The organism is Geomicrobium sp. JCM 19037 (assembly GCF_000698105.1).
Taxonomy (GTDB): domain Bacteria; phylum Bacillota; class Bacilli; order Bacillales; family Marinococcaceae; genus Geomicrobium_A.
Genome location: NZ_BAWZ01000020.1, coordinates 60,425 through 70,593 on the forward strand (window position 1 = coordinate 60,425; position 10,169 = coordinate 70,593).

Annotated in this window: 14 protein-coding genes and 1 pseudogene; 8 read left to right on the plus strand and 7 right to left on the minus strand. The window is 42.4% G+C overall.

The annotated features are described in order from the left end of the window. From JCM19037_RS12565 to JCM19037_RS12575, 3 genes and pseudogenes are all read left to right on the plus strand, one after another. Positions 1 to 651: an ABC transporter permease gene (locus tag JCM19037_RS12565; RefSeq protein ID WP_152549059.1), complete on the plus strand. Its 651-nt coding sequence runs from the start codon at positions 1 to 3 to the stop codon at positions 649 to 651. Next, a pseudogene (locus tag JCM19037_RS12570) lies at positions 648 to 1,567 on the plus strand (osmoprotectant ABC transporter substrate-binding protein). Before JCM19037_RS12565 ends, JCM19037_RS12570 begins: the two are co-directional and overlap by 4 nt. After that, on the plus strand, positions 1,567 to 2,214 hold the full coding sequence (locus tag JCM19037_RS12575) for an ABC transporter permease (RefSeq protein WP_042401589.1): 648 nt from the start codon (positions 1,567 to 1,569) through the stop codon (positions 2,212 to 2,214). The pseudogene JCM19037_RS12570 and the gene JCM19037_RS12575 overlap by 1 nt, the downstream one beginning before the upstream one ends. Before the next feature lie 155 nt (positions 2,215 to 2,369). On the opposite strand, the gene JCM19037_RS25805 is transcribed toward JCM19037_RS12575, so the two are convergent. The 4 genes from JCM19037_RS25805 to JCM19037_RS12590 all read right to left on the minus strand — a co-directional run bounded on the left by JCM19037_RS25805 (position 2,370) and on the right by JCM19037_RS12590 (position 4,261). Then, positions 2,370 to 2,606: a hypothetical protein gene (locus JCM19037_RS25805; RefSeq protein ID WP_193744751.1), complete on the minus strand. Its 237-nt coding sequence runs from the start codon at positions 2,604 to 2,606 to the stop codon at positions 2,370 to 2,372. A gap of 135 nt (positions 2,607 to 2,741) precedes the next feature. Next, positions 2,742 to 3,338 carry a hypothetical protein gene (locus JCM19037_RS12585; protein ID WP_307189800.1) on the minus strand — a complete coding sequence of 199 codons (597 nt, stop codon included), beginning with the start codon at positions 3,336 to 3,338 and terminating at the stop codon, positions 2,742 to 2,744. After that, the gene (locus JCM19037_RS29390; RefSeq protein WP_307189801.1) at positions 3,275 to 3,652 is read right to left on the minus strand and encodes an SDR family NAD(P)-dependent oxidoreductase; all 378 of its coding nucleotides are present in this window, start codon (positions 3,650 to 3,652) and stop codon (positions 3,275 to 3,277) included. The genes JCM19037_RS12585 and JCM19037_RS29390 overlap by 64 nt, the downstream gene beginning before the upstream one ends. Before the next feature lie 21 nt (positions 3,653 to 3,673). Further along, positions 3,674 to 4,261, minus strand: a complete 588-nt coding sequence (locus JCM19037_RS12590) for a TetR/AcrR family transcriptional regulator (protein WP_193744752.1) — start codon at positions 4,259 to 4,261, stop codon at positions 3,674 to 3,676. 248 nt (positions 4,262 to 4,509) lie between these two features. Here JCM19037_RS12590 and JCM19037_RS12595 point away from each other — a divergent pair, with 248 nt between their 5' ends. From JCM19037_RS12595 to JCM19037_RS22955, 3 genes are read left to right on the plus strand one after another with little or no spacing between them, the layout of a single operon-like run. Further along, positions 4,510 to 5,379, plus strand: a complete 870-nt coding sequence (locus tag JCM19037_RS12595; RefSeq protein WP_042401599.1) for an alpha/beta fold hydrolase — start codon at positions 4,510 to 4,512, stop codon at positions 5,377 to 5,379. A 2-nt stretch (positions 5,380 to 5,381) separates the two neighbouring features. Beyond that, positions 5,382 to 5,888: an ABC transporter substrate-binding protein gene (locus tag JCM19037_RS28575; RefSeq protein WP_052363863.1), complete on the plus strand. Its 507-nt coding sequence runs from the start codon at positions 5,382 to 5,384 to the stop codon at positions 5,886 to 5,888. 20 nt (positions 5,889 to 5,908) lie between these two features. Then, positions 5,909 to 6,952: an ABC transporter substrate-binding protein gene (locus JCM19037_RS22955; RefSeq protein WP_373900876.1), complete on the plus strand. Its 1,044-nt coding sequence runs from the start codon at positions 5,909 to 5,911 to the stop codon at positions 6,950 to 6,952. Positions 6,953 to 7,006: 54 nt separating this feature from the next. Here JCM19037_RS22955 and JCM19037_RS12605 read toward each other — a convergent pair whose 3' ends face one another. From JCM19037_RS12605 to JCM19037_RS28580, 3 genes are all read right to left on the minus strand, one after another. Beyond that, on the minus strand, positions 7,007 to 7,273 hold the full coding sequence (locus JCM19037_RS12605; protein WP_042401602.1) for a hypothetical protein: 267 nt from the start codon (positions 7,271 to 7,273) through the stop codon (positions 7,007 to 7,009). 79 nt (positions 7,274 to 7,352) lie between these two features. Beyond that, positions 7,353 to 7,976 (minus strand): serine/threonine protein kinase, encoded by a 624-nt coding sequence (locus JCM19037_RS12610; protein ID WP_042401604.1) that lies wholly within the window; start codon positions 7,974 to 7,976, stop codon positions 7,353 to 7,355. Then, the gene (locus JCM19037_RS28580) at positions 7,976 to 8,101 is read right to left on the minus strand and encodes a hypothetical protein (RefSeq protein ID WP_255357912.1); all 126 of its coding nucleotides are present in this window, start codon (positions 8,099 to 8,101) and stop codon (positions 7,976 to 7,978) included. The genes JCM19037_RS12610 and JCM19037_RS28580 overlap by 1 nt, the downstream gene beginning before the upstream one ends. 851 nt (positions 8,102 to 8,952) lie before the next feature. On the opposite strand from JCM19037_RS28580, the gene JCM19037_RS25810 reads away from it, so the two are divergent. Continuing rightward, positions 8,953 to 9,105 (plus strand): hypothetical protein, encoded by a 153-nt coding sequence (locus JCM19037_RS25810; RefSeq protein WP_193744753.1) that lies wholly within the window; start codon positions 8,953 to 8,955, stop codon positions 9,103 to 9,105. A 132-nt stretch (positions 9,106 to 9,237) separates the two neighbouring features. Then, positions 9,238 to 9,561: a hypothetical protein gene (locus JCM19037_RS12615; protein WP_042401607.1), complete on the plus strand. Its 324-nt coding sequence runs from the start codon at positions 9,238 to 9,240 to the stop codon at positions 9,559 to 9,561. The last annotated feature ends 608 nt before the right edge of the window (positions 9,562 to 10,169 follow it).

The window sequence follows — 10,169 nt, forward strand, 5'->3', positions numbered from 1 at the left end:
ATGTTTGAAGCAATCATCGATACGCTAACAACGTACGGCTGGAATCTAGTTGAAAAGACCGGCGAGCATATGTACATTTCACTGGCAGCGATCCTTCTCGGAGTGATTGTAGCAATCCCTGCTGGTATTTTATTAACGAGAATTCCAAAAATCGCTGATCGAATCATTTCATTTGTCGGCATCTTACAGACTGTGCCTAGTCTTGCGATCCTTGCATTTTTAATGCCATTTCTAGGTGTTGGTGTGTTGCCTGCAATTATCGCACTATTTATCTACTCGGTACTGCCAATATTAAGAAACACGTATACCGGTGTGATGGAAGTTGATCATAGTTTAAAAGAAGCCGGAAGAGGCATGGGGATGAGCAATTGGGAAACAGTTAAAAAGATTGAACTACCGCTTGCGCTACCCGTCATTATGTCAGGCATTCGCTTTGCGACGGTATACTTAATCGGTTGGGCAACTCTAGCCGCTTTTATCGGTGGTGGTGGTTTAGGTGATCTCATCTTTGATGGCTTAAACTTGTATCAACCTGAGTTAATTATTCTAGGTACCATTCCTGCAACCTTACTTGCGTTGCTTGCAAATGGCTTACTTTCAAAGATTGAAAAGAAACTAACACCGGTTGCAATGAGAGGTGAAACCGCATGAAAAAAGTAATACCAACCGTGATGGCTTCAGCACTTCTGTTGTCAGGCTGTTCTTTGCCCGGCTTAGGTGGACCGTCAGAACAGACGATTCGCATTGCAACGTTAGATACCGTCGAATCCGAAATCTGGGGTTACACACTTGCTCATATGATTGAGCATTATACAGATTTAGAGACTGAATTAGTAACAAATCTTGGATCGACGATGGTGTTGCATCAAGCGATGATGCAAGAAGAAGTTGATATCACAGCAACCCGTTATACGGGAACAGATATCGCGGGCGTGCTCAATTATGAAGATGTTACAGATCCTGAAGAAGCGATGCAGATCGTCCAGCAGGAATTCGATGAGTTGTTCAATCAGACGTGGCAGAATCCTATGGATTTGACAATAGTTACACGGTGTCTGTCACAGAAGCATTTGCAGAACAAGAGAATATTGAGCATGTAGATGACTTAAAACCGTTCGCAGATGAGATGAATTTCGGTGTTGATAATGCCTGGGTCAATCGAACGGGAGATGGTTATGCGGCATTTACTGAAACGCATTTTGCTTTTGGTGATGTGTACCCGATGGCAATTGGTCTTGTTTATGAAGCTGCGGCTTCTGGGAACATGGATGCCGTTCTAGGCTATTCATCAGATGGTCGTATTGCGGCTTATGATCTAACCGTTCTGGAAGATGACTTTTTTCCTCCATATGACGCTTCACCTGTGATACGTAATGAAGTGCTTGATGATCACCCAGAACTTGAAGGCATTCTTCATAAGTTAAGTGATACGGTGAGCACAGAAGATATGCAAGAGATGAATTATATGGGCGATGTTGAATTGGTTGGCCCATCGACGATTGCTCGAGAATTTCTCGAAGAGAATAACTACTTTGAAGATGGGGTAGTCAACGAGGAGGATCAGTAATGGAAACGTTTATTACGTATGTTTCTCAAAATGGTTTTTACATCTGGGAAGAGTTTTACCGTCACTTCTTGATGGCTGCCTACGGAGTCCTTTTTGCATCGATCGTTTCCATTCCAGTGGGTATTCTTATTGCAAGGTACGGAAAACTAAGTTCTTGGGTACTGACTTTTGGTAGCATTATTCAAACGATTCCTGTACTCGGCTTTATGGCCATTACGATGGTTGCGATGGGACTTGGTACAACGACGGTCATTACGACCGTATTCTTTTACTCACTTCTACCGATTATCCAAAACACGTATGTTGGCATTAAGGGCGTTGACAAGACAGTAACAAACGCCGCTTATGCTTCAGGGATGACACGCTTACAATTGTTAACAAAGGTGGAGTTACCGCTTGCAGTCAGTGTTATTATGGCAGGAATTCGCACAGCGCTCGTTGTCGGCATCGGGATTGTCGCCATTGGAACGTTCGTCGGTGCTGGGGGACTTGGTGCCATTATCGTGCGTGGAACAAATGCGACCGACGGAACGGCAATTATTCTTGCAGGTGCAATACCAACAGCTCTGATGGCGATTATTGCAGACCTTATTATGGGTAAAATCGAACGAAAACTAAACCCCGCCAATAAAGCTGCGGTTGCTTAAATGACTGACGAGAAGTGCAAACAAGAACAAGCGTCACGGCGCTTGTTCTTGTTTGTATAACAACGCAGGTTCTCTATATACAATGAACGTAAGACTTTCCTGATTTGCGCTGTTGGGTTGGAAGGGGAGCGCGGTGTTGGATGCCATTTTACGCGCTAGTTTACACTTTCTGCGCCAAGTTTGCCTAGTTTAACGATTTTGGCGCTCATTCTGCTAAACATTAGCGCAGTTCGTTCCAACCGGAGAGCAGATTCAATGTTGAGAAAAACGAGTACCCTGTCGGCCCCAGCGGGTCCGAAACCAAATCGGACTCGGTTCGCGCCGACGTCTTGTGGGTACTTTGGGGCGAGGATATGCACGTGACCCGGTGATCTGTTCCCGAGTTTGCTCATTCTGTTCCCTAGTTTAGGAGAATACATCGCTTTTCCTACGATTTTCCCCAACTTGAGAACAGTTGGTCGCAACTCGAGCACAGTTTCCATTTTCCAAGTTTACTATTGGTTCTTAATGAAATTCCTTAGTTCAACCTATCTAGTAGCTGAATGGGCCACCGTTTCATCGTCATTAGCAAAGTGGGTGTTCGTTAATTCTTCTGAAACAGTCCAAAGTTTACGCATCGTAGCTGAATGATAAACGTCGGTCTTTGGTTCCTCAATCGTTGGGTTTCCTTTCCTCCCACCTGCGCCATCAGGACCAATGAGTTCACCACCTTGGAGCGAATCATCAGTAGCTGCCATAATCATCGGCAATGCCCCCATACTTGGCGGTTGGCTAAAGAGTTTAAGAAGTGGTTTGGCAAACCAACGGGTTTCTGTTTTTCCAAGTTTAAATAGATTTGTGGAGGATAACCCAGGATGAGCGGCTAGACTAATCGTAGTGTAGCCGTGTGTTTTTAAGCGATCATCAAGTTCTTTTGCAAACAGCAGATTCGCTAACTTACTCTGGCTGTAAAACTTGGAGCTACTGTACCCTGATATTCCATCTAAGTTATCAAAATGAATGGTTCCGTAGCGATATGCTATGGAAGTTAACGTGACAATTCGGGATGCTTCTCCTTTTTCTAATAGGGGGAGTAATCGACCGGTAAGTGCGAAGTGACCGAGATGATTACTGGCGAATTGCAATTCAAAGCATCATCTGTAAAGGTGTGTGGGGGCATCATGACCCCCGCATTGTTAATGAGCACGTCAATGGCAGAGAATTTCTCTTGTATTCGGTTGACAAACGGATCAACGGTTTCAAGTTTCGCAAGGTCAATATAATATACGTAAACCTGGGCATTTGGGTAATTAGTGAGAATCTCATGCTTAGCTTCCTCACCTTTTGCTTCATTTCTTACGGCGAGCACGACGTGACTGCCTAGTTGGGCGAAGTGTTTCGCCGCTTCAAATCCAATGCCGCTATTAGAACCGGTGATGATGACCGTTTTATTATTCATTATATCTCTCCATATCTTGAATTAATGTGAAAAACCATTTTCTAACGTGAGGAAAACATCATCCAAATAATCGTTAAAATGGCTTTCGGTTAGCTGCTCGGGAAGTCTTATAGAACCTTGCGAATCGGTTGTAGGAATAACTGCAGAAATCACAGCACCTAAGAGAAGTTGATAATAATAATCAGGATAACGATGACCAAAATGAGCTTTTAGTGCGTCAACACTATGACGCTGAATTTCAGTGAATGTCCCATAAATATAAAGCATCAATGTTTTATTCGTTCTCCCGAGTTGAACAATTTGATGTTTGCGTTCTATATTTTCAAAGACCCTCTGGTTTTTTAACCCGTACTTAATAAGAGATAATGGGGTTTCTTCGTTAATGTCGACGCTCATAGACAACAAGTCAATATTTTTGTCGAAGATAAAAGCTGCATGAGCAATGGCTTCTTCTTTACAAGAAAAGTAGTTTGAGAAAGTACGGCGAGAGATCATTGCATCATTGGCAATGTCTTGAATGCCGAAGCCATCAACACCATATTTTTGGGCCAATTGAAATGCACAATCAGCAATTGAAGCCCTCGTCGCTTCTTTTTTTCTTTCACGCAAGCTGTGAGTCTCCATCATCATTGCCCCTTCGTCTTTGCTTTTTCATATCGTAAACTAAAATTGCTCTATGTGCAATTTTGCTCATTCGGCAATTTTCAGTATTGCAAATTTCGAACACATTAGATGGTGATTTACGTATATGGATGAGCCTACTTATAGAAAGCAGCCATTTAATATTTACATTGAATCCAGAATTCAGTATTCTAGTAATTATATTCGGAAAATTTTCACGGAAAGGAATGAACCCGATGTATGCAACGGTGAATGGAACAAGACTTTATTTTGATGTTGAAGGTGCAGAGTATGAAGTTCGAGAGGGGAATTTAGTGAAAAAGCCTGTTTGTTTTGTGCTACATGGTGGACCAGGAGGCAATCATATCGGGTTTAAGCCAACATTTCAAGCGCTTACGGATACGATGCAACTCATTTATGTGGACCAGCGTGGGTGTGGATTTTCAGACGATGCGCCAGAGGAGACATTACATATTGATTATAACGTTGAAGATTTGGAAGCATTGCGCGAGCACCTCGGATTGGATCGAGTATGGATCTTAGGCCACTCATATGGGGGGATGGTTGCTCAAGGGTATGCACGGAAGTATGGTCAGCGTTTATTAGGATTACTACTCGTCACGACAGCGCCGAATCATCGTTTTCTTGAAGATGCAAAGAAGATTGTGAAAGAAAATGGGACCCCTGAGCAGATTGAGATTTGCGAAAAGCTTTGGAATGGGGACTTTCAAACGGACGAAGAGTTGGATCTGTTTTATGCACAAATGGGGTCTTTCTATTCAGTACGGGAGCAGAAAGAAGGGAAATCCAAAAGGCCAAAAGTGCGTAGAAATTATCGGGCATTGAACCAAGGGTTTGGCGGTTTTATGCGGGAGATGGATTTTACAGAAAGCAATCGTTCGATCACAGTCCCAACCCTCGTCATCGCCGGTGCTCATGATTGGATCACACCTCCTAAAGCGAATGAAGCCGTAGCTGAATCTATACCTACAGCGACGTATGTGTTATTTGAAAATAGTAGTCATCGAGTGATGTCAGACGAATATGAGCGATTTATGCGTGTAGTGAAAACGTTTGTTCAAACAGCAACTACAGAGGAGAGGTAATCATGAAAAGAAGAACAAGTAAAAGTGCTGTCGCCATTATGCTGGCTGCCGCTTTAGCGGGTTGTAGCGAAGATGTTGACGAGCAGGTTGAGGAAACGACTGAGTCAACGGGAGGAGATTCTGAGCTTATTTTTGCAATGTCTAGCGATGCGGTTGACTTGAGTCCTCACGGTTCAAATGATACGGCTTCTACACAAGTACGAAGTCAAATTTATGAAAGTTTAACAATTATGGATGAAAATATGGAAGTCCAACCTCACTTGGCAGAATCTTTCGAGCAAGTGGATGAACTCACTTGGGTTTTTGAGCTTCGTGAAGATATCACGTTCCACGACGGTGAGCCGTTAACAGGAGAAGCGGTCAAGCAGTCGCTAGAACGTGTCATTGATCCGGATGTTGCGTCCCCTCGGGCATTTTTGTTTGACATGATTGATTCAATTGACGTTGAAGGGGAGAATGAAGTAACGATTACGACCTCTTATCCGTTTGCGCATTACCCGCACACTTAGCGCATAATGGAGGCAGTATCATTAGTCCGAAAGCTCTTGATGCAGTAGAAGAGGGGCAGTTTAATCTTGATACGGAGACGGCGGGGACAGGACCTTTTGTATTAGACACATGGAATCAAGGAAATGAAGCCGTTCTCTCTCGAAATACTGAATATTGGGGAGATGCCGTAGCCCTTGATGCTGTTACTTTTAAAGTCGTTCCTGAGGAGTTAACACGAATCGGGATGGTTTCTAACGGAGAAGCACATGTAGCAGATACGATTAGTGCATTAAATACGAGTCAAGTAGAAAGCACGGAAAATGTTGAGCTCGTTAGTGATGCGAGCTTGGGCATGACCTATTTAGGTTTTAATAATCAGCATGAGCTGTTTCAAGATGCAGATGTTCGTCGAGCGATCTCTATGGCCATTGATAAGGAAGTAATACTCGAGGGGATTATGCAAGGAAACGGGAAAGTAGCAGATGGACCGATTAGTGATTTAATCTTTGGGTATGACGACAATTTAGAACCGATTGCTTACGATCCAGAAGCGGCTCAGTCACTTTTAGAGGAAGTTGGCGAAGACATCAACTTTACCGTTTGGGTCGGCGATGCGGATGAAGTCACCCAGCAAATGGCGGTAATCATTCAGGACCAGTTGTCAGAAGTCGGTGTGGATATGAGCATTGAGTCAATGGAGTGGGGGACATTGCTCGACGGTACGGCAAATGGTACGCATGAGGCAATGATTATGTCTTGGACAGCCGTTTCTGGAGATAGTGATAACGGCCTTTATAATCCTTTCCATTCAAGCAACTGGGGTGGTTCAGGCAACAGAACGTACTATGAGAATGCAGACGTTGATGAACTGTTATTTGATGCACGCCAAGAGACTGATATAGACACTCGCGAAAGTATGTATCACGAAGCGCAAGCCATCATCGTCGAAGAAGCACCAATGGTGAATCTCGTTCACCAAGACAACATCTACGCAATTTCTCAGAATGTTGAAGGTCTTATTAAAATGCCAGACAACTTGTATCGTTTGTTTGTGACAGAAGTGAATGAAGACGACGCCTATTAGGGTTTAAAGAAAAGCAAAGTAGTTGTCCCAATACACTACTTTGCTTTTCAGTTTTCACCCGTTCTTTACTACCTTGTACACATGATAAGTCGTCATAATAGCATAAGCGATGGTGAGAAGAAGTGGTAAAATGAACATTAAAAAAATTGATGGGCTCGTAGAAGATATGTCCCAATATAAAAGGATGGCAGGGGCCATACTAATCCCAAAAACAACTTGTCGTTTATCTTTACTCACCTCGTTTTTAATGAGCATACCGCAGGCAACCGCCACAAGAACAATCATTGTAAAGATAAAGTGATTCGAAAAAATAAAATCCATGGAACATACACTCCAATCGAAAACAACAAATATTAACAGAATACTCTTAAACCATTATTGCACGATGGAAATGTATCTTTCAATGGCGATTCGGGTAGCGCGAACGATAGATTTTTGCAACGGTGTTCATCAGCCATTTTGGAACCTGAGTAGGGAAATAAGCTTTACGATAATGCTTGTAGTAGCCTGCTTTAAGATCGTCCCACTGTCGGCATGGCTTAGGATTAGAAAAGCGGGCAATATCGATGATACGGACTAAACCGTCGCTCGTAATTAATAGGTTGTGTAAGTGGATATCTGACGGGTAAAGGCCTTGTGTGCGTGCGTAGCCTAACGCATCATCAACTTGTTTAATCTGATCAAGGGAAATATGAATGCCTTCATGCAAACATTGAAACGCTGTCTTGCCTTTGATGTACTCGAGAACAATATAGTTGGTACCGACTTCATAAAGTGAAGCGTATTGAGGGTGATCCGTAATTTTCATATAGTTGATGTATTCTTGTTTAGCGACCGATTCAAAAGGAGGATAATATACTTTGATGACTCGATTCTCTTCAGGAAGTTTAAAAACAGCAGCGCTTCTCCCTGCACCGCAAATGGACAAGTGAGGGTGTGATGAGTAGACTTCATACGTTCCTTTTACTACCCAAAATGAAACACTGTCAGCATATTGCTTATACGTCTTTGTGACACCAGCCATTATCGTTTTTTCGTTCCTTTGCGTTTGGCAAGTTCTTTCTTTACAAGTGGAACGACATGTTTTTGGGCTTCTTTAATCCCATCTCTAACTACTTTTGACTTGAGCAGTTTCTTTAGTGCACTCATTGAACATTCTCCTTCAAGGTGGCAACAAAGGATACAAAAAAACCTTTGCCCACCAAGTTAGATGGACAAAGGTCTCGCAAGCAACAATAGTTGCCAGTAGTGCCGAGGATTTCTCCCGTAATGACGACAGCTACTCGAATGCTACTCCCCTTTGGGAAAATCTCATTTGTTTCATTATAGCTACATATAAACAACTTACAATGGTTTCGATAACTTTACATCGGTTCTTAACATAACTGTATTATAAAAACTTCATTCGTAATGAAAAGGTCTTACTCATACAGTTTCGTTATGCTCGGGCATATCTTGTCGATGGAGAAGGCATTCTGAAACAATATCGTCTCCAAAAAGATAATACGTTCGCTGATGTTCGGTTTCCGTACAGTTACAATCATGTGTAAAGTACTCTTTCGAAAAACTGACGAAACTTCTTATTGGTTTGATAAACGATACGCTTCATAATACCACCTCGCAAGTGTTAGTTTATGAGTTTTAATTGTTAAAACTTGCGTATATCATACAACCAGGGAAGATATGAAAGCAACAGTTTTTTTAAAAAATTTTGATGGAATTTCTTACTAAATAATTTAGGAAATAAAAGTCGCCTCGTTGAATGACTAGTGATGTGAAATATATGGTAAAATCTGTACTAATCTGTATTCGAATTAGGTGTTGTTTTTTATGGAGAATGTTAATTCATATGAAGAAGTGAAAAGTAGACATTCGTACCTTTGTATATACGCCGATTTCTTTAGTAACAGGATTCTTCATTGCACAAGTAGTAATAAACGAGCAATTGTCCACATTTATTCAATTCCTCCCCTACTGTCGTTGGTGCTACGTGTAGCTGGGTGTTTAGAAGTGAAGAAAAAATTGTAGAAAAAGAACGAAGGTATTTAACAAAAAAAGCGAATAAGACGAAAGCAAGAAAACGGATTGAAGCGGTTGCCTTCACAGTCATTAGTCTAATTTTAGTATTTGTAATGACTCATTGGATGAATTAGTTAGGAGCGATGTGCATGTTTAAAAAAAACGTTATTCATCAGTTTCACGTTCGTACTCGTCGCTTGTACAAACGACCCAGACGACAACCCAGAAGTTGTTGACTCAGCAACATTTCACGGATCATCGGATCATTGGGAGGTCGAGGCTGTTGGGAGATCTTTGAAGGAGAATCACCGGCGAGTACGACGAATCTAGACATTGAAGCGACGTACGTAGGGAGCGCAGAAGCGTTAGATTCGCCAGTCACAATTCTTATCGAGGATGACGAGCAAAGCGGTTCAGTCAGTCACGATGCTGACATGAACCCAAATGAACCGTACGAACTAACGATGCCTGCCCCCGACATTGTCCAGAATTACCGGCAAGATGCCGGCATCGAAACATATTTGGACATAAGTTGGGAAGAAGAGGGTGAGCAGTTAGAAGAGCGAGTGACATTTGTGTTGGAGGAATGATTACATAGCTCTACGACGTATGAACATATTGCCCAACTGGTTCATGTAAAGATTGGCTTGTTGTAAAAAGAATGATGACAAGCGATAAAATACACACAAAAACACAATATCTAAGTAAGATGTTGTGTTTTGTGTGACAGTACATATTTGAATGATCTTCAAGGCTAGATAAGTTGAACTAAAGAAATTGACTGAATCCGATAACCGAGATAAGCCTTTACGAGCAAATACCGACCTATGGACTGTTGAAGTGCCTCTCACTTCGTTGCTGATTGTTGTTCGTCACTGCAGGGATTGCGGACAACACGAAAAACGATTGCCGAAGGGTAAAAGTCGTGACCGAGGGTTACCACCTGGCGCAAGCGTGTGATGGCCGGTCACTTATGTGACAATCCAGCCTTTAAACCGTGCACTTTCGACCCTCAACGGTCACATATATCGCGATTTGTGACCGTTGACTCCGTTTATGTGCGCATTCACGTTTAAAATGATGATTTTTCTTTCCAAAGTGTCACAAATATGAACTTATGAGGCATTTGGACTTTTCCACATACCGAAGCGGCGAGGTAATGTTGCCCTTGTGCTCTGGAGTGCATAGAAAACACGGT

Coding starts and splice junctions, on each gene's coding strand:
- JCM19037_RS25805 (WP_193744751.1), bottom strand. CDS start 2,606: ATGAGCAAACTCGGGAACAGATCACCGGGTCACGTGCATATCCTCGCC.
- JCM19037_RS12565 (WP_152549059.1), top strand. CDS start 1: ATGTTTGAAGCAATCATCGATACGCTAACAACGTACGGCTGGAATCTA.
- JCM19037_RS28575 (WP_052363863.1), top strand. CDS start 5,382: ATGAAAAGAAGAACAAGTAAAAGTGCTGTCGCCATTATGCTGGCTGCC.
- JCM19037_RS12605 (WP_042401602.1), bottom strand. CDS start 7,273: ATGGATTTTATTTTTTCGAATCACTTTATCTTTACAATGATTGTTCTT.
- JCM19037_RS29390 (WP_307189801.1), bottom strand. CDS start 3,652: ATGAATAATAAAACGGTCATCATCACCGGTTCTAATAGCGGCATTGGA.
- JCM19037_RS12610 (WP_042401604.1), bottom strand. CDS start 7,976: ATGGCTGGTGTCACAAAGACGTATAAGCAATATGCTGACAGTGTTTCA.
- JCM19037_RS28580 (WP_255357912.1), bottom strand. CDS start 8,101: ATGAGTGCACTAAAGAAACTGCTCAAGTCAAAAGTAGTTAGAGATGGG.
- JCM19037_RS12575 (WP_042401589.1), top strand. CDS start 1,567: ATGGAAACGTTTATTACGTATGTTTCTCAAAATGGTTTTTACATCTGG.
- JCM19037_RS12595 (WP_042401599.1), top strand. CDS start 4,510: ATGTATGCAACGGTGAATGGAACAAGACTTTATTTTGATGTTGAAGGT.